General features: G+C 35.9%; 21 protein-coding genes. All 21 read right to left on the bottom strand.

Features of this window, described 5'->3' with window-relative positions:
* Window positions 1-11: 11 nt before the first annotated feature.
* Complete coding sequence (locus ACKI3D_RS01220; RefSeq protein ID WP_407391562.1) at window positions 12-1070, bottom strand: CapA family protein; 1059 nt, start codon at window positions 1068-1070, stop codon at window positions 12-14.
* A gap of 3 nt (window positions 1071-1073) precedes the next feature.
* Window positions 1074-2648 carry a signal recognition particle-docking protein FtsY gene (gene ftsY, locus ACKI3D_RS01215; protein WP_407391560.1) on the bottom strand — a complete coding sequence of 525 codons (1575 nt, stop codon included), beginning with the start codon at window positions 2646-2648 and terminating at the stop codon, window positions 1074-1076.
* A 163-nt stretch (window positions 2649-2811) separates the two neighbouring features.
* A complete protein-coding gene (gene pfdA, locus ACKI3D_RS01210) occupies window positions 2812-3246 on the bottom strand; it encodes a prefoldin subunit alpha (protein ID WP_407391558.1) in 435 nt (144 codons plus the stop codon).
* 19 nt (window positions 3247-3265) lie between these two features.
* Window positions 3266-3490, bottom strand: a complete 225-nt coding sequence (gene rpl18a, locus ACKI3D_RS01205; RefSeq protein WP_407391557.1) for a 50S ribosomal protein L18Ae — start codon at window positions 3488-3490, stop codon at window positions 3266-3268.
* 22 nt (window positions 3491-3512) lie between these two features.
* Window positions 3513-4184 (bottom strand): translation initiation factor IF-6, encoded by a 672-nt coding sequence (locus ACKI3D_RS01200; protein WP_407391555.1) that lies wholly within the window; start codon window positions 4182-4184, stop codon window positions 3513-3515.
* 37 nt (window positions 4185-4221) lie between these two features.
* A complete protein-coding gene (locus tag ACKI3D_RS01195) occupies window positions 4222-4467 on the bottom strand; it encodes a 50S ribosomal protein L31e (protein WP_407391553.1) in 246 nt (81 codons plus the stop codon).
* 12 nt (window positions 4468-4479) lie between these two features.
* On the bottom strand, window positions 4480-4635 hold the full coding sequence (locus ACKI3D_RS01190) for a 50S ribosomal protein L39e (RefSeq protein ID WP_149731730.1): 156 nt from the start codon (window positions 4633-4635) through the stop codon (window positions 4480-4482).
* Window positions 4636-4658: 23 nt separating this feature from the next.
* On the bottom strand, window positions 4659-5243 hold the full coding sequence (locus ACKI3D_RS01185; protein ID WP_407391597.1) for a hypothetical protein: 585 nt from the start codon (window positions 5241-5243) through the stop codon (window positions 4659-4661).
* A 5-nt stretch (window positions 5244-5248) separates the two neighbouring features.
* The gene (locus ACKI3D_RS01180; RefSeq protein ID WP_407391551.1) at window positions 5249-5605 is read right to left on the bottom strand and encodes a DNA-binding protein; all 357 of its coding nucleotides are present in this window, start codon (window positions 5603-5605) and stop codon (window positions 5249-5251) included.
* Between the two features lie 23 nt (window positions 5606-5628).
* Window positions 5629-6066, bottom strand: coding sequence for a 30S ribosomal protein S19e (locus ACKI3D_RS01175; protein ID WP_407391549.1), 438 nt, complete (start codon window positions 6064-6066; stop codon window positions 5629-5631).
* A gap of 92 nt (window positions 6067-6158) precedes the next feature.
* Window positions 6159-6416: a YhbY family RNA-binding protein gene (locus ACKI3D_RS01170; protein ID WP_407391547.1), complete on the bottom strand. Its 258-nt coding sequence runs from the start codon at window positions 6414-6416 to the stop codon at window positions 6159-6161.
* The gene (locus ACKI3D_RS01165) at window positions 6385-6750 is read right to left on the bottom strand and encodes a ribonuclease P protein component 4 (protein WP_407391545.1); all 366 of its coding nucleotides are present in this window, start codon (window positions 6748-6750) and stop codon (window positions 6385-6387) included. The genes ACKI3D_RS01170 and ACKI3D_RS01165 overlap by 32 nt, the downstream gene beginning before the upstream one ends.
* A 199-nt stretch (window positions 6751-6949) precedes the next feature.
* Entirely contained in the window at window positions 6950-7348 is a 399-nt protein-coding gene (locus ACKI3D_RS01160) for a type II toxin-antitoxin system VapC family toxin (protein ID WP_407391543.1), read from the bottom strand.
* Window positions 7349-7379: 31 nt separating this feature from the next.
* Complete coding sequence (locus tag ACKI3D_RS01155) at window positions 7380-7760, bottom strand: hypothetical protein (RefSeq protein ID WP_407391541.1); 381 nt, start codon at window positions 7758-7760, stop codon at window positions 7380-7382.
* Between the two features lie 246 nt (window positions 7761-8006).
* A complete protein-coding gene (locus tag ACKI3D_RS01150; protein ID WP_407391539.1) occupies window positions 8007-8540 on the bottom strand; it encodes an adenylate kinase family protein in 534 nt (177 codons plus the stop codon).
* Between the two features lie 8 nt (window positions 8541-8548).
* Window positions 8549-9643, bottom strand: a complete 1095-nt coding sequence (locus ACKI3D_RS01145) for an OBG GTPase family GTP-binding protein (RefSeq protein WP_407391537.1) — start codon at window positions 9641-9643, stop codon at window positions 8549-8551.
* Between the two features lie 142 nt (window positions 9644-9785).
* A complete protein-coding gene (locus tag ACKI3D_RS01140) occupies window positions 9786-12473 on the bottom strand; it encodes an STT3 domain-containing protein (RefSeq protein ID WP_407391535.1) in 2688 nt (895 codons plus the stop codon).
* 211 nt (window positions 12474-12684) lie between these two features.
* The gene (gene topA, locus ACKI3D_RS01135; RefSeq protein WP_407391533.1) at window positions 12685-14835 is read right to left on the bottom strand and encodes a DNA topoisomerase I; all 2151 of its coding nucleotides are present in this window, start codon (window positions 14833-14835) and stop codon (window positions 12685-12687) included.
* A gap of 142 nt (window positions 14836-14977) precedes the next feature.
* A complete protein-coding gene (locus ACKI3D_RS01130) occupies window positions 14978-15139 on the bottom strand; it encodes a hypothetical protein (protein WP_407391531.1) in 162 nt (53 codons plus the stop codon).
* A gap of 43 nt (window positions 15140-15182) precedes the next feature.
* Window positions 15183-16847 carry a phosphoserine phosphatase SerB gene (gene serB / locus ACKI3D_RS01125; RefSeq protein ID WP_407391529.1) on the bottom strand — a complete coding sequence of 555 codons (1665 nt, stop codon included), beginning with the start codon at window positions 16845-16847 and terminating at the stop codon, window positions 15183-15185.
* Between the two features lie 12 nt (window positions 16848-16859).
* Window positions 16860-17405 (bottom strand): TATA-box-binding protein, encoded by a 546-nt coding sequence (locus ACKI3D_RS01120; RefSeq protein ID WP_407391527.1) that lies wholly within the window; start codon window positions 17403-17405, stop codon window positions 16860-16862.
* Window positions 17406-17528 lie beyond the last annotated feature (123 nt).

The following is a 17528-nucleotide window of genomic DNA, read 5'->3' as shown; positions in this document are numbered from 1 at the left end:
ATTAATAATAATCACCCAGTTAGATTAAACTGTAATTTTCCAATTCCTCCATTTGTAATTTCTAATTCATCAGCATTTGGATACAAACCGCTCAAAAGACTGGCTCCACTTTCGGAATCCATATATTGAGGTAAATAGCCGGATATGTAAATCGGATAGATTGTGCAGATGCCTGTGTCATTTACCAAGTTTATTTGAACAAAGTAAGCTACATGGGTTGCCTCGTTGGATTGGTCGAATATGAAGTTTCCCAAACTGTAGAATATAGGTTTTCCGTTATACATCTCAATTCCCTGAGGCACATGAGGATGGGAACCTACTACAACATCCGCTCCATAGTCAATCAGCTCATGAGCAATACGAACTTGGTCTTCATTTGGTGAATTTGAATACTCATTACCAAAGTGCAAATATGCAATAATCAAATCTGAATCGTTGTTCTCGGCAATCTGTTTTTGAGCGTCATCCGAATCATATGCAGAATATCCCGGATTGGATCCATTTGCATAAGGCATTACATCATAGGAATATTCGGCGAAGTTGTTTGAATCCATATAATTTAAAATTGTAATTTTGCGGCCGTTAATCTCTTTTACAACAGCTTGGTGAGCCTCATCTTCATTGTCTCCGGCACCGATAGGAGTTACGCCGGCATCATTCAGGTATTGTATAGTGTCATGCATTCCACCAATGCCATAATCCAATGCATGATTGTTTGCAATTGAGACTACTGTATTGTTATTTGCCTTGATTAATGGAACATAGCTCGGGTCGCATTTTAGAGGAACATCACCTTTAAGAGCATCCCCTGAAGTGGTTGCCGCATTTTCAAAGTTTACCAGCAGCAAGTCAACGGTTGAAGTAACATTGCTTACTCCGCTGAAAGGAGATGATTCAAGGCTTAAAACACCAGGCATATTGCGCGCAAACATGACATCGCCTGTAATAGCTATCGAAACGTTTTCCTTAGGTTCACTAGGAACCAGTTCCGCTGTGCCTGTGACTGTCAATGCAACGGCCAATATAATCAAAATTATCAAAATAATAGTCAATAAACGATTAATACTCATTATCTATTCCTCTGCAAGTGCCAAATCACTTTCTTCATCTTCACTGAACAGTTGGTCCAACATCCATTCAGGGTCATATTCCTTGATGTCGTCGTATCCCTGACCGACACCTAAAAACATGATTGGTTTTTTGATTACATAACCGATGGAAAGTGATGCTCCGCCTTTGCTGTCTGCGTCAGCCTTGGTCAATATTACTCCATCAATATCAATGGCTTCATTGAATTTCTTGGCCTGTTCGGTTGCATCATTACCGGTTAATGCGTCTCCAACGAATATGACCAAATCTGGATTTGAAACTCTTTTGATTTTCTTCATTTCATCCATAAGATTGGTATTGGTTTGCATTCTTCCGGCAGTATCGATTAAAACCAATTCTTTTCCTTGTGCCTTTGCATGTTCAACTGCATCATATGCAACGGCCGCAGGATCTGAACCCTTTTGGTGCTTGATAATCTTAACTCCAACATTATCGGCATGATAGGTTACCTGTTCAATTGCGCCTGCCCTGAAAGTATCGGAAGCTGCAATAACAGGAGTATAACCCATTTTCAAGTAATAATTAGCCAGTTTACCGATTGTGGTTGTTTTACCTGTACCGTTGATTCCGACAAACATTACAACCAGCGGTTCTCCTTCTGCCTTTTTGGCTTCAATCATTTCGGTCATGGATTTTCCCGGAATGTCTATGATATCGGATACCGCATTTCTAAGTGCGAGGTAAGTGTATTCGGTAATGTCATTGCTTCTTTTGATTTTCTTACCGACAAGGTCGTTTTTTACGCTTTCCACAACTTCGGTAGCCACTTCCATAGCAACATCCCCCTGCAGAAGCTCCATTTCAAGTTCAAATAGAATATCATCCACATGCTTTTCTTGAATGGTCTTTTCCCTTACAAAGGAAAATATTCCTCCACTGGCTTCGCCATCAGCAGAAACCTCTTCTTTTTTATCCTTGTTCCTGCTCCAGAAGTGAGACTTCTTCTCTTCCTCATCTTCACCCTCTTCAGAATCCTCAGAATCCTCTTCCTCAGCTTCCTCATCCTTATCCTTATTTCTAGACCAGAAGTGAGACTTCTTCTCTTCCTCAACTTCATCTTCAGAATCCTCTTCTTCTGCTTCCTCATCTTCACTTTTATCCTTGTTCCTGCTCCAGAAGTGAGACTTCTTCTCTTCCTCAACTTCATCTTCAGAATCTTCTTTATCTTTATCCTTATTTCTAGACCAAAAGTGAGACTTCTTCTCTTCAACAACTTCCTCTTCAGAATCCTCTTCCTCAACTTCATCTTCAGGAAGTTCCTCATCAGCTTCCTCTTCAGGAATTTCTTCCTCAACTTCCTCATCAGAAACTTCTTCCACAATCTCCTCAGGAGCTTCTTCAGTTTCTTCACTGGCTTCAGGAAGCAAGTTGGACTCATCTTCTTCTACTTTTTCCTCTTTTTTCCTACCGAATGAGAAAAATGAGAATCTTTTACCGGATTCTTCTTGAAGATTGTTTTCTTTTTCTGCTTCTTCAATAAGCTCTTCTTCTAATTTTTCACTTGTACGTGAAAATTTCTTTTTCAATGATTCAAACAAAATTAACCCAACCTTTTAGTTAGTTAGAAATTTAATTATTTATACTTTTATTTTTCATAATATTTAAAAAAATAGTAAAAACAACTTTAAAATCATTAAATTCGATATAAAATAGAAAAAAATAGTTTATAAAAATTTTTTAAAAAAAAATGAAAAAAGGTATTTAACCCATTTGGGTCATATTACCTTGAGCTGCTGCAGCAATTTGCTCAGCTTGAGCTTGAAGAGAACCAACAATGTCAGTGACTTGCTGTAAGTTAGCTAACATTTTATCTAAGCTATCTTTTAAGTCTTCTTTTTGCCCAGCGATAATTTCACGAGCGCCGTCTGCATCCTTTTTAACAGCGATACCGGAACCAATACTTACGATGATTTCGTCAGTACTTTTAAGTTCACCTTTAATGAAAGCACCAGCACCTACAGGCACGAAAGCTTCGATAGATTCTTTGCCTTCGATATCATCGATAGTGTTGGATAATGCATCAACTTCAGCAATGGAAGCTTGAATCATTTCAATTTGTTGTTGAATTAATTGAGCTTGCTGTGAGTATGCATTGATTTCATTTAAAAGACTGTTTAATCTTTGCTGATCTTCCATGATTACACCTTCAATGCGACTATAAAATTTCTTTTACGATAGGGTCTACAACATCTTCAGGAGCAATCTCTTCAATTTCAGCAATAGAAATTTGATTCCTGGTAATACCATGTTTACTTCCGAAACGTTCGTAGATTTTCTCTTCGATTTCAGCTTCACAAGTAGCTTTGTATTCTTTAGTAAACTTATGATATTCTTCGCCCATTACAAAAGTACCTTTAACTCTGTAAATTTTTGTTATCATATAAAATCCCTCTGATTATTAATTAAAAATCATCCAAAAAGCCTAATGCTTCTTCAACTCTAGCCATTTCAGGACCGGTACTATCCTTAGCGACGATTGCTCCATTTGAATTTGCAATGGAACAAGCCCCAACCAAAGAAATACCTCTTCCTACAGTACCAATGTCCCCTTCAACACCAAATACTTCACGAGCAAAGTCAACATCGTCTTCGGTTGCATTCTTACTAACCAAGAATCCTTTGTTAGTTACCTGAATCAAGGACCCTATAATGTCCATGTCCGCAATTGCTTTCGGCTCGACATCAACATCCAAGGTTTCCTCAATCACCTTGATTGCTTTGCTAGATAAAAAGTGGCTTGCTATTGCTCCTTTATCATTGGCTGCAACAATATTTCCTAATGCGGAATATTCGCCAGGAACAATGCCGACGTTTAAACCTAGTTCCTCAAACTGTTTGACTTCTCTTTCTAAAACCTGTGGGGGAACAATTATACCGTTTGAATTAGCTACAGCTAAAGATCCAATAAGGTTGCTTCCTGTAACGGATGCTCTGATAATGTCAACTTCCAAAGCCTCTTCGACGATTTGTGCCTTTTCATCCAAAAGATTGTATGGAATGATAGCATAATCATCGGTGGCTGTAATGAATACACCGACATTAGGGTTGTTAACTATATCAACTCTTTTCAACATATTGTCACCTCACAATACTTGGCGTTAAATAACGAAGCTATTCTGCTAAAGTAGCTGTTACAACACCATCATCATCTTTAACTGCTTTTACAGTAATTTTAGAAGGTATTTTTTGAATACCTCTTTCCCAAATAGCATGATTGATAGATTCATCAATTTTTACTTCTTCAGCTTTCATGTGTTTGGTTAAGAAGATTTTGATTTCTCTGATAGCTCTAGGAGCTCTAATGGTCCTTTTAACTTCTTTTACATTTCTAAGTGGAATTGTGTAAACTCTTTCCATAATAACCCCTCATTATAATTTAAGACTGTTTCTTCTCCAATGTCTAGGTTTTGGTCTGTATCTAAGTTTACGATTAGTTTTAGCATAAGCCCAGATTGGAATTCTCCTGTTTTGTTTGTTTGCTTTTGCCATTCTTAATTTTCTAGCTAATGGTTTATTTCTACTCATTTTCTCACCTGTAACAATAATAATTATTTTTTATATCCAATAACGCGAGTTTGATAATGTTCAGGGAATATGTCCAGTGAATTTCCTCCTTTCTCATCAATCAAAGTCCTGATTTCAACCTCGAAATCTGAACTGTTGTCCCTATTTGACTTTTCATGAGAAATTTCAAACAGGTTTGATGTTATCAGTTTAACGGATTTGTGTCCGAAACTGTCAAGGTTAATGTATTGTACATTTTTCCTGTCTTCAAGACTTCTTATTTGATTGACATTTAATTTGGGAGTTCTGTCATCCCTTCTTGTTCCGTCTGCAATAATATCATAATCATCTGCAATCGCTTCAACAGTTTGTGCATGAATGAACTTGATTCCATCGTTGGGAAATCCGTCCTCCATAATCATGTCGCAGGTTTTATCCAGAATGTCTTTGTCCATCTTCAAGACATTGTGCTTAAAACCCAATGCATCGGCAGATTTGCTGGCTGGAATATATGAATCATAAACACCGAAGTTTGCAGTGCACAATTCGACATCAAGACCTAATCTTTCAAGCATTACCGCCACAAAAGATGAGTCTTTGCCTCCACTATATAATACGCCAGCTTTCATTGACATTATTTCCTTGTAATCTTAATTTCTCTTTTCTGACCAGCAATCTGGCGTAAGAGAACTTTCAATTGATCGTCAGTCACTTTTCCTCTTAAACTGCCTGCCTGAGCGGATTGAATCAGTTGAATTTCAATCTGATTGACCATTTCAGGTTTGGTAAGTTTAAGATTAGCTAATCTATTACGAGCTTCAGAAGTCATAATCTGAGCAAGAATCTGTTTTTTCTGTGCTTCAAATTTTGCTTGAGCTTCCTGCTGTTGTGCTTGAGCCATTGCCTGTTGTTGAGCTTGGTTTTGCATAGCAGCCTGTTGAGCTTGTAATTCAGCCATTCTTCTTTGACGAATTTCATCTAAATCGCTCATATCAAACTCTCCAAATAAATTAATTAGTATTTTTCAAGTTCAGGAATATCCTTAATGATTTCAGCAGAAATTTTATCTAAGAATGATCTTCCTGCTGGAGTAACAACTCTTCCACCTTCAACTTTTTCAACGTATCCTGCGTCTTCAAGTTGGTGTAAAGCGTTTCTTACAATAGAACCGCTACCTTTTCTGAAAACTTCAGGACGTACTCCACGGTCTTTTTTACCACCGTAAAAAGTTCTTAAACTCATAACTCCTACAGGACCGTCCATGTAAACTCTTCTGATAATAGAAGCAGTTCTTACATACCACCAATCAGCATTTTCTGGTTTTCTTTCCTTGTGAACACCAGTTTTAACAAAATTGGACCATGCAGGGGAATTGATTTTATCATTATTTTTAAATTCTTCTGCGACTTTTTCAATTAATAAATCTGCAGGTACATCAAATACAGTAGTCATATTAATTCTCCAATATTTATTTTATTGTAGCTTAATCCACTGTAAATTTAAGACCTAAAAAAATAGGGCCTGTAACTCTAAATTTAAAATGTTTAAGGCTTTTTCTTATAAATAACAGCAACATGTCCCCTAACGTCAATAAGCTTAGCTTTTGTCTGAGTGACAATGTCGTCTATATATTTATCTTTATCTCTAGCGATATTTTTTGCAAATTTAAGTTTGACAATCTCATTAGCTTTAAGCTGGCGTTTGATTTCTTCGATAACGTTTTCATTGACGCCGCTTTTACCGATGTTAATTGTCATAGCAGAAAGAGCTCTATTCATCATTTCCTTTTTGTCGTGACTCATATTTAGCTCTCCTTTTATTTTTCTGTTCCTTATGATAAGGAATCTTCATGACATGACCGCATTCACCACAAAAAATGTTAACTTCTCCGTTAACTAGCCGGACGGTGCAATTGCGACCAAGCTTGAGAAAGGATTTACAGTTCCTACAATACCTTCTGGCCCATTTATCAGGGACTTTTGTATTGTATTTTGTAGACAATTTCAACGCAAGTTCAACGTAGCGATTGGATCTCTCAGGATGGGTGATGAATTCCATCTCAGCGCGAGAAAAAAGAATATCCATTCTTTCAATCGCAATATCAATCATCCACTTTGGTCGTTTTCCTCTACTCAAAGATATCCTCCTTTAGAATGTAGGATATAATATTCAAAATTGAATTAAAATGATTTGCGCAAATTAAAACAAAAACCATAGTTGCAATAACCTTAGGTTAATATGAATATTAAGAATAATTATGTATATTACTATTTATAAAGGTTGTGGAAATTTGGAATTTTTATGTGAAAATCCAAATCTGAAAAAAATAAATAGCTTAATAAATCCCACTTATCCTTTGAATCCCTCTGATTTTGTCAAAATGAGAATCGGAAGTAGCAATCTTGTTGATTCCATGCTTCTGCATTGAAACTAAAATTGTGCAGTCAGCAAAATTAATGCTGAAGTTGTAGAATTTGAATAATTCCATAGCTTCTTTGTAGTCATCAGCCGTTAGAAAATCAAATACTTCAAGGCGCAAAAATTGATTAATTATTTCATCAACGTCCCCCACGAAGTTATATGGTTTTAGACTGTTCAATACCTCAACTAATACTGTTATATTAGTTGCTTTAGACTCTTTTTGTAAAAATTGTTTTAGAGAATTGGAAAAATCATTAAATGAATCTCTTTTAATAATCAATCCATTGATGTAGGTTGTATCTAAAAATATCATATGTATCCCTCAAGTGGTGTTAATGAAAAAATTACATTTGATTGAGTTTATTAATTTTACTAAGTCTATCTAAAACATCATCCCCCTCAGGTTTGTCATGATCAAGCATATTCCAAATTTTTTCATAATCAATTTCATCAGGAATATCTTCAACATGCTCTAAATTGTCCCAGAGATTCTCATTAACAACCTCTTCAGGAGTTTTGCCTGTTAATTTTACAACAATGTTTACTTTTTCTGTAACGTTCTCGTTTAAACATACCATTACCATAGTATCACGTCCTTCTTCTTTAATTAACCCCTGGCGAATATACTTCTCAATTAGTTCATCGGGAGAGGATTTAACATCCTCCATATGCCTTCTGAAATCCTTGAGAAGATTATCATCGATATCAAAACTTATTTCTGCCATATTGCCACAACCTTATCTATCAATATCAATATATTTTCCACCGGAGTTTGGACTGAAACCGGCCAGTTAAGTCAAATAGATATATGAAGTCGATTATATATAAATATTTTGCAAAAACGAAAAATCACAAAAGCGTATTTTAAAAACAGAATAATTTAAATAAAATATTTACTTAAATAAGTAAAATTGTAATGATTTAATAAAATTGAATCCATTTAAGAAAATTGTTGTGATTGCGAAAAATTGTTATTGGTTTGAAACCAGCCAGTCCATATAATCAACACTGCCGACAGGAAAATCCCCGCCATTCAAAATCACATTTTCAACTAATGAAACTGCCTCATCAACAGACAAATCGGTTACATCAAGCTCATAGACATCATCATCATACTTTTCATAAGCTTCAGCTGAGCAGACGCCAAGAGCCTCGGCTTCCAGGTTTTCACGGATTTTCGCATCTGAATAATCTCGAGCCTTCAGGCGCTCTTCGAGAACTTCAGGCCTGACCCTTAAAACGATTACTTTAGTGGCCCCATTGCATAAATGGGACAGGTGGCCTTCAAAAATAAGCTTTTCATCACAGTCCCTTATGAGTTCATCCACATAAGAAGATAATCTTTCAATGTCTATGACCTTATATCCCTTCTCCTCATCAATGCCTAAGATAAAATCATTATCAATAGCCAAATCATTGATTTTAATTAAGCGCCCGTTCAATTTGGATGCAATTGTTGTTTTTCCGGTGCATGGAGTGCCGGTTATAAAAATAGCTTCACTCATATTATCAATTATTTTTTAAGAATGATTCTCAAGACATCCTCATCTTCAAGAACATGGTCCGGCCCTACCTTCTGGCCTGGGAATTTAACGGAAGTTCCCCAAATCTTTGCATGACGGAAGTTCTTGACGAATTCTCTGTGCAGCTTGCGGCAGGCTTCAATTACTGTGGTTCCTTTTTTAATGACCAACGGATCCTGCATGTCCGCCTTTCTTCCCTGCGGTTTGAGATAAACTCTAACAAGATCCAAATTATCAAAGATAATGTCCTTTAGCTCATCGATGTTTGTATTTTTATCGGCAGAAATTGGAATGAATTCAGGAATGTACTTCTTGAGCTCTTCAACATAGGCATCATCCACCAAATCCACCTTATTCAATAAAACCAACATAGGAACGTAGGATTTGTTTCGATCAAGCACATCAATGAACTGATCCATTGTAACGTCATCCCTAAAGAGCACATCAGCATTGATGTATCCGTACTCGTTCAGGATGGAACGGATTGTCTTCTCATCCATATGAGTCAACGGACAGGTTGAAGACACCTTAACACCACCCAACTTTTTCCTTTTAACGGTAACGTCCGGCGGCTGTTCGTTAGGCCTGATACCAATAGCTCTCAATTCCTTAATGATAACATCAATATGTTGCGGATTGAAAGTGTCAAGCACGACCAATATCAAATCTGCAGTTCTGGCTACAGATAAAATTTCCTTACCTCTTCCCTTACCGCTGCTTGCACCGGTAATGATACCTGGAATATCAAAAATCTGGATTTTTGCATTCTTATGCTCCATTACACCCGGAACAATGTCTAATGTTGTAAACTGATAAGCGCCGACTTTACTTTCGGCATTTGTAATATTATTCAAGAGAGTGGATTTGCCCACAGATGGAAACCCGACAAGTACAACTGTAGCGTCCCCTGACTTTTTGACATGGAAACCTTGTCCTTTAGAGCCTCCGCTGCTTCTTTGTAATGATTCTTCTTTTAATTTGGATAATTTAGCCTTAAGTTTACCAATATGGTGGGAAGTAGCCTTATTATAGGGAGTCCTTTGAATTTCTTCCTCAATATCTTTAATTTTCTCCTCAATTCCCATTAAATCACCATAATGAACATGATAAAAGTATTTCTTATGAAATAGTTTATGTATCTTTTATCATATAAATACATTGAAAAATAGGGCTAAATGTAAAAATTTAGAAAAAATAAAAAAAAGAAAATTAGGAATTGAATCCTAATTATGCACCGGCTTTGGTGTTATTAAAGTTTACTTTGAACAGCATTACACCATTTTCCACGTGGACATTTTCAAATATGTTTTGACCGGCACCACCTAAAAGATATAGTTTAGTGAACATTGAATTTGACAGTTCATTACTAATCAAAATTGGTGTGTACTGATTCTCATTACCCATCAGGAATAATGTGTAATTTGCATTTTTGACGTCTCCGACAGACTCGTTTTTCATGATATAACCGTCTTCAATAACAATTATATCGGAAATGTTTAACGGGTTGTAAGGAGTGTCATTGACGTATATTTGCTCACCTGTTTCGGTGTATACCGCTTCAGTATAAGCAGTTGTGGAATTGTTGCCTGAACCTCTTTGAATAACTGCATTGATGGTCATTCCTTGATCTTCAAGTAACGGCAATTTGCCGGTTTGACCAGGTTTTACCTCAACTTGAGAAGTTGGAACGTAATAGTTGTAGTTTTCAGAAGTTTGGTTTTCAAAGTCCCATGCACCGAAGTAGGTCCACCAACCAGCTTTTTGAAGCATATCTGAAGATGCAACAAATATTACAGGACGTGGGTTTTCAGGGTGAGTGTATGAAACTACCTCTTTTGCATCACTAGCTGACAAGTGATATTTGTTTGTTAATGTTTTCAAAGCATCGTCAGATGTTTTCGGTAAGATATCAATAATGATGTCAGTTGACTTACCGGTATCACCTGTTACATTAACCAGTTTTTCAACGGCCTTGTCACCTGTTGTATCCAGCATTCTGAAAATACCTGCAGACAATTCCAGATTATCGGTTGTCATCGCTTGACCAAGCCAGAACGCACGTTCACCAGCTTGGGAACCCCCGTCGAATGTTACTTGCCTATCGGCAGCAATTTCGAAGAGGTAACCGAAGTCCCACCAGGATGTAATTACAGTATCGTCAGGTTGGGTTTCATCAATCCATGTCATTGCATTCCACATTGCATCGCTGGTACCCGGAACAACACTTTCTGAAGTCTGATAAGCTCCGCAGATACTTGGAGTAATCAATGCCAAAATAATCGCAGCTATTACGACATACTTTTTAAGAGGCATCTTCTTATCTGCAGTTGATTTGAGACCGTAAACGGCAAATAAACCGATTGCCATAATAATTATGAATAAGGCAGCACCGTACATGGTATTGATCATGGCCAATGGAACTGCAGCCAGGAATGCTGCTAAAGCAATGATTACGACAATCCATCTGTCATCATCCAATTTGTTTTTAACATAATTCATTGCAAATCCAATGAAAATACCTGCCATAAGACCGAACGGTAATACGATTGTTGTAATGAACCTTGAACCTCTACTTACAGCTAAAGCAGTGATTACTACCCATACGACAAACAGACATGCGTATAATACGGTAAGGCGTTTGGATGAGAGGAGTTCCTCATTTGAACCGAATTCGAAGTTTCCGATGTTGAGTTTGAGTTTACGTTCGTCATCAAGTTTTTTAGCAGAGGAAGTTCTTTTGGATTTGTGCGGTTTTTTATCAGAAGTTGAAGTGGTTTTTACTTTCACTTCTCTGAATTTCAAAGCTCTTGTTACTAAAGTGTATAATACAACCAAACCTGCGAGGAATACGAACATTCCACCCATACCGTTGACTACACCATTGGTATTAGCTAAAAACATTGAAGCCATTCCGCCACCAAGCAAAGCAGGCATCTGCATCTCAGCAACAGAAATAAGTACGTTAGGGAATCCACCAACTACAACGGAAGCAGATTGCAGTGAAAGCAAGTTGAGCAATCTTCCGAATATTCCGGTCACACCGTCTATACCTTGGAAAACAGCAAGACCTATAAATCCAACTATTCCTAAAAGAACAATTGAGAATAAATCCCTCTGATGGATAAACCATTTAATTTTACTGTCATATTCGGATTGATTATCATCACCAAGATTAAAGTAATAACATGCAATTAAATAAACGACAGAGAATATGGCCATGAGACCTACATAAAAGATATAACCTGTCCATGATTGAGCAAATAATCCAATTGAAATAATGGATAGAACTGCGAATAATACCTTAAATATTATATTCTTCGCACGTATACTCTCTACAAAGAAGAATATAAAGAACAGGGAAAATATGTAGTAGAACATATCTGTATCGAAAAATCCTGGGAAAGTGTGCGCAAAGTAGTTTGGAGCAAGTACAATAATTATGGTTGCAACAATCGCTCCCCAATCATTAGTTAATCTTCTCGCAAATATAAATGCCGGAATCACAGCAAGAGTAGATATAATTGCTCCAGTCCAGAATGCAACTTCCCTTACGGACATGTCTCCGAAGTATTGATTAGCCAAATCATTTAAAAACGAAGTCACATAAACGATACCCAGTTCGTAATTGATTTCATTACCCGTAGGCGCATACCTATGCATATCCCACTCGCTACCATTAACCATCTCGTCTCCGACATAACCGTGATCTATGTAGTCCTCAGTCAACCTTAAGTTATAATATGAATCCATTTCACTGAAATAAGGAAGACCTGAAGAATCGACATATTCACCTTTAATCTCGTCAGGAATCATGTTTAAATCAGAAGCAGGTGCTTTCAATGCAAAAACAACTGCCATCAAAATCAAAATAATGATAACTGACTTAGTTATTGTCATTAAAGTTTCTCTATTCATCAAAATCCTCATTTTAAGTCATTAAAAACAATTGTTTCATAACAAAACAATTTCATAAATTATCAAATTAAATTATAAAAATAAAAATATCATTTATTGAAAATATTTTTATTGGTATATATCTATATTTTTTTACATTATTAAATATTGTGCATATCCCACAAAAAGCAAAATTTCAAAAAGAGTAAAATTAAAATGAAAAAAAGTAAAGTTATTTGAGTTTGCTTTCAAGCTCTTCAACAGAACATGTGAAATTACATTTAGGAAAACCTTTACAACCAATGAATTCTCCAAAACGTCCGGAACGTTTTAAAAGAGGTTTGCCACATTTAGGACATTCCCCAACCTTTTCAGGAGTATATGGTTTGGTATTTTCCTTTCCGCAATTAGGGTCAAGACACATCCTCTGAAGATTTTTGCCCTTGCCGGTTGAAATCATAGGAAGGCCACATTTCTCGCATGTGGATTTAAGAACCCTTGAGTTTTTAGGAAGGGAATAAGTTACATTACAATCAGGATAATTGGTACATCCTACAAAGGAGCCGTAACGGCCTTTTCTTTTAACAAGACTGCCTCCACAACTGCATTTGCCAACAATATTACCTGCCTGATAAGCCTCATAAAGTTTAGAGCCAATACCTTCAACATTCTTGTTAATGTCACCTAAAATCTCTTTAACCTCTTTTTCTCCCTCATCAACAACACTGTCACGGGTAGTTTTATCTGTGTTAATGTCTTCGAGTTTGATTTCCAAGGATCTGGTCAATTTTTCACTGGTTAAATTATTACAATAGGTATTCAATGTATCAATCAGATTTTCACCTAGGGAATTGACTTCAATCTTGCTTCCTTCTATATATTTCCTGTCATATAATTTGTCAATGATATCAGCACGGGTAGCCTTGGTTCCAAGGTTTTTCTTTTCAAGTTCCTTGATTAAAGATGCCTGATTATAACGGGCAGGAGGTTTGGTCTCCTTTTCATCGGAAATCAATTCCTTGACGCTCATGACATCACCCTCTTTGACATCAGGGAACTTTTCATTGTCAATTTTTTTGAACGGATAATGTTCCATCCATCCCTTATAGGTAACCCTTCTTCTTGAAAACTTGAACTTTTCGCCTTCAATATCCAAGGTGGTTTTCATGGTTTCGAATTTAGCGGCATCGAAGAATACTGCAATGAACCTGTAAACAATCAAACTGTAAATTTTCTGCTCGTCACTATTCAATTTGCCCGGTAAAATGCCTGTCGGGTGAATAGGAGGGTGAGCCGCATCCTCTTTTTTACCGTTGTTTGGTTTTAATCTGGATGGAAGCTGATCTATGTGCTTTTTGAACTCAGGATTAGCGGACAATTGTTTGAAAATGGAAGCAAAACCTAAACTTTCAGGCAATTTTTGAGAAGAAGTACGTGGATAAGAAGTATACCCTGCACTATAAAGGTTTTGGGCGGCAACTTGAGTTCTTTTAGGTGAAAAACCGAAAACACTGTATGCTTCAGCCTGAAGACCGCTTAAGTTAAACGGAACAGGAGGTCTGGTTTTTGAATTTGAAATCTCAATCTTATCAACAACTGCATCCTTTCCATTGCACTTATTAAAAATCTCTTCAGCCAATTCACGGTCAAAAATATTTCCAGCAACATGCTTGATTTCAATGTCCTCAAAGTCCAAAATAGCCCTTATGACCCAATAAGGTTCAGGGACAAATTCCCTTATTTCCTTTTCACGGTTAACTAAAATGGACAATGTAGGAGTTTGAACCCTACCAACAGATAACTTTAAAAATCTGTGCTTTGTCTTGCGTACGGTATTTGAAAGGGCAATTGAAAGGTTCATTCCAAAGTAATAGTCCAAAATATGTCGAGCAATACCATTATCTACCTGATGCATGTCAATGTCTATTCTGTTTTCATAAGCGTCGATGATATCCTTTTTGGTCAAAGTTGAAAATTTCATCCTGGATGCTTTTTTAAGGGAGTCTTCGCCACAGGCATATTTTAAGGCGTTATAGCCTATTAATGTTCCTTCAACATCATAATCGCAAGCATGAATATAAGAGTCAGCATCTTTTCCAAACTTCTTAATGGCCCTAAGATAGTTTTTAGTATAGGAACTGGTTTTACTTGCTTCATAGGACGGTACCCAATGCAGATTGAAAGATACATTGAACCTGGTATCCTTAGGAATCAATGAGTACAGATGGCCAACACCAGATAAAACGGTGATGTTCTTTGAATCACGTTCAAGTTCCCAATATTTCACTTTTTTGTTATAAACTTTCTTTTTTGCACTTGGTGAAAGTGCTTTAGCTATTTTTTCAGCTGAACTCGGCTTCTCACATATTATTACTTCATGCATATTTCAAACTCCCTCACTAAAAATAAGAAATAATATGAATTTAATTTAAAATAATTTCTAATATAAAAATATTTCTATTGAAAAAAATTATATGCATGTCAAATATAAGCAACTGAAATTTAAAAATAAAGATTAAAAATAGTTATTTTTTATTTAAAGTTATTTTTTCATCATAAAAACGGTAAAAATCAGCGCAAAAATCACAGATTGGAAATTTACCATTACGGTAATAGGCAAGATCGGCTTTGTTCATGTCAAATTTCTTACCGCAGATAAAACAAGTTTCGATTTTTTCTTCTGCCATGCTAAAAACCTTAAAAAAAAGAAATTAAAAGGTTAAATTAAATTTAACCTATATTGTATTTTTGTAAGAGTAAAATCTCTTCAGTAGAAACTTTTCCACCATTTTTGAATTTTTCAAAGATTTCTTCAGCTCTTTGTCTTTCTTCACGGTTTTTGTTAGAACCGCCGGAAGATTTGTTATCATGTTTTCTTTTCTTAGGTTTATTGGAACCTAATTTTTTGTTGATAACATGAATGTCGCTTAAAATAGCTTTGAATTCTTCATGTTTAGCGGAAGCGTTTTTACGTGCTTCGATGAATTTTTTGTGTGCTTCATCAGCTGCAGTTCTGATATCATCAGTTTTTCTGAAGTAAGTAAGCATTTCTTCGTGAGCTGCTTGAGCTTGTTCGGAAAGTGTAATAACTTTTTCGTGCTCTTCTTCAGATAATTTTTTAAGCTCTTGAGCTTCAGATTTAACGGATTCATCTTCATGAATTTCCATTAATTGTTTTCTCAAGTCGTTTGCATTTTTAACAAGCTGATTTTCTTTTTTAATGTCTAAAACGCGAGTTTCAATGATTTTATCAATTTTTTTGATTTCATTTTCTATTTTGATTTTATCGCGTTTACCTGAAGACCATTCTAAACTTTTAATTTTATTATTTGCGTCGTTACGAGCTTTTTTAGCTTCTTCGACAGCTTTGTTGATTTCGTTACGTTCGTTTCTGAATTCAATAGCTTTGTTTAAGTTTTCTTTTAAAGATGCGTTTAATTCATCTCTAATTTTACGTTGTTCTTTAGCTATTTTGTTGAATTCTTCCCTTTCGTCAGCAACTCTGGAGATTTCAGCTTCTTTTTCATCTTTTTGTTTTCTTACACCTTCCATGGTGTCAGCGAGAACAAAATTGGATTCAGGAAGACCTTTATCAGCTTTTTTAGCTTTAGGCTTAGCTTTTTCTTCAGCAGCCTCTTCAACTACTTCTTCTTCAGCTTCAGCAGCTTCGTCTTCAACAGCTTCCTCAACTACTTCTTCTTCAGCTTCTTGAGCCTCTTCAACTACTTCTTCTTCTACAGTTTCAGTTTCAGCATCATCAGTGGTTAATTGATCTATAATTTCACATAAGACTTTGCACAAGTCTTTTTCTTCTACTACTATATCAGCAATTTCCTTTACGGAGTCTTTTGCATTGAATGCAATTCCGCAACCTGCTGATTCAATCATGGAAATGTCGTTAGCGCCATCTCCAACAGCAACTACTTCATCCAAAGTAATTCCTGCTTCTTCAACATGGTCTTTTAATACATCTAATTTATTACCAGATACTAAAGGACCAGTCACTTCGCCAGTTAATTTACCATCTTCGACTGTGAAACTATTAGTATAAACTGTGTCAACTCCGAGTTTATCAGTTACTTTATCAGCCACTACATCAAAACTACCACTAATGATAGCTACATCTACACCTTTATCTTTTAGACATTTGATGGTTTTGCAAGCTCCAGGCATTAATGGAAGATCTTCTGCAACTTTTTCGATATCTTCGATAGAAGTTCCTTCGAGAAGTTGTACTCTGTCTTTAATAGAAGTTTCAAAGTCAATTTCACCTTGCATAGCTTTTTCAGTAATTGCAGCTATGTCTTCTTCAACATTTGCTAATTTTCCTATCTCATCTATTGCTTCACCATCAATAATAACGTTATCTAAGTCAAATACTACAAGTTTAATCAATAATACCACCAATTATATTAAATCTAGCTCACTTAATCTATCGTAAGCTCTTTCGACACCTAATTTAGCGTCGCTTTTTGTTTTTGCTCCAGTACAAACAACTTTACCGGAACCAAACAATAATAGCACAACTTTAGGGTCAGATAATCTGTATACTAAACCAGGGAATTGTTCTGGTTCATATTCAGTATCTTCCAATTCTAAAGCAACGGCTTCTAAGTTTAATGTGGATTCTAAGTTTGCAGAAGCCACAATGTTTTGAATTTTAATTTCGAATTCATGAGGAATTTCAGTATCTATTGTCCTCATCAAATCTACAGTTTTTTTGATTGTTAATTTAGAATCACCTATAGATTTTGCACCAGTACAAACAAGCCTACCAGAGCTAAATATTAATGCTGCTGTTTTAGGATCTTTAAGTTTAAAAACTAATCCCGGAAACTGTTCACGATTAAAATTAACCCCTTCTAAAGCTTCGGACACTTCAGTTAAGACGATGTCCTTACCAATGCTTGCAGAAGCAACAATGTTTTCAATTTTAATTTCAACATCGGTCAATTTAAAACCTCCAATCAATTATTAAAAGTAGTATAGTAAAATTTAAGAAAACAAAAAAATATGTTAAATTTTTACTAATAAAATATTTAATTTAAATAGTATATAAAGGTATGTTTATTTAAA

This window comes from Methanobrevibacter sp. (assembly GCF_045586545.1).
Lineage (GTDB): Archaea > Methanobacteriota > Methanobacteria > Methanobacteriales > Methanobacteriaceae > Methanocatella.
This window is presented reverse-complemented; position numbering and strand designations above follow the sequence as displayed.

Bases quoted from the DNA above. Each gene is read 5' to 3' on its own strand.
- ACKI3D_RS01220 (WP_407391562.1), bottom strand. From the start codon at position 1,070: ATGAGTATTAATCGTTTATTGACTATTATTTTGATAATTTTGATTATA.
- pfdA (WP_407391558.1), bottom strand. From the start codon at position 3,246: ATGGAAGATCAGCAAAGATTAAACAGTCTTTTAAATGAAATCAATGCA.
- rpl18a (WP_407391557.1), bottom strand. From the start codon at position 3,490: ATGATAACAAAAATTTACAGAGTTAAAGGTACTTTTGTAATGGGCGAA.
- ACKI3D_RS01200 (WP_407391555.1), bottom strand. From the start codon at position 4,184: ATGTTGAAAAGAGTTGATATAGTTAACAACCCTAATGTCGGTGTATTC.
- ACKI3D_RS01195 (WP_407391553.1), bottom strand. From the start codon at position 4,467: ATGGAAAGAGTTTACACAATTCCACTTAGAAATGTAAAAGAAGTTAAA.
- ACKI3D_RS01190 (WP_149731730.1), bottom strand. From the start codon at position 4,635: ATGAGTAGAAATAAACCATTAGCTAGAAAATTAAGAATGGCAAAAGCA.
- ACKI3D_RS01185 (WP_407391597.1), bottom strand. From the start codon at position 5,243: ATGAAAGCTGGCGTATTATATAGTGGAGGCAAAGACTCATCTTTTGTG.
- ACKI3D_RS01180 (WP_407391551.1), bottom strand. From the start codon at position 5,605: ATGAGCGATTTAGATGAAATTCGTCAAAGAAGAATGGCTGAATTACAA.
- ACKI3D_RS01175 (WP_407391549.1), bottom strand. From the start codon at position 6,066: ATGACTACTGTATTTGATGTACCTGCAGATTTATTAATTGAAAAAGTC.
- ACKI3D_RS01170 (WP_407391547.1), bottom strand. From the start codon at position 6,416: ATGAGTCACGACAAAAAGGAAATGATGAATAGAGCTCTTTCTGCTATG.
- ACKI3D_RS01160 (WP_407391543.1), bottom strand. From the start codon at position 7,348: ATGATATTTTTAGATACAACCTACATCAATGGATTGATTATTAAAAGA.
- ACKI3D_RS01155 (WP_407391541.1), bottom strand. From the start codon at position 7,760: ATGGCAGAAATAAGTTTTGATATCGATGATAATCTTCTCAAGGATTTC.
- ACKI3D_RS01150 (WP_407391539.1), bottom strand. From the start codon at position 8,540: ATGAGTGAAGCTATTTTTATAACCGGCACTCCATGCACCGGAAAAACA.
- ACKI3D_RS01145 (WP_407391537.1), bottom strand. From the start codon at position 9,643: ATGGGAATTGAGGAGAAAATTAAAGATATTGAGGAAGAAATTCAAAGG.
- ACKI3D_RS01140 (WP_407391535.1), bottom strand. From the start codon at position 12,473: ATGAATAGAGAAACTTTAATGACAATAACTAAGTCAGTTATCATTATT.
- topA (WP_407391533.1), bottom strand. From the start codon at position 14,835: ATGCATGAAGTAATAATATGTGAGAAGCCGAGTTCAGCTGAAAAAATA.
- ACKI3D_RS01130 (WP_407391531.1), bottom strand. From the start codon at position 15,139: ATGGCAGAAGAAAAAATCGAAACTTGTTTTATCTGCGGTAAGAAATTT.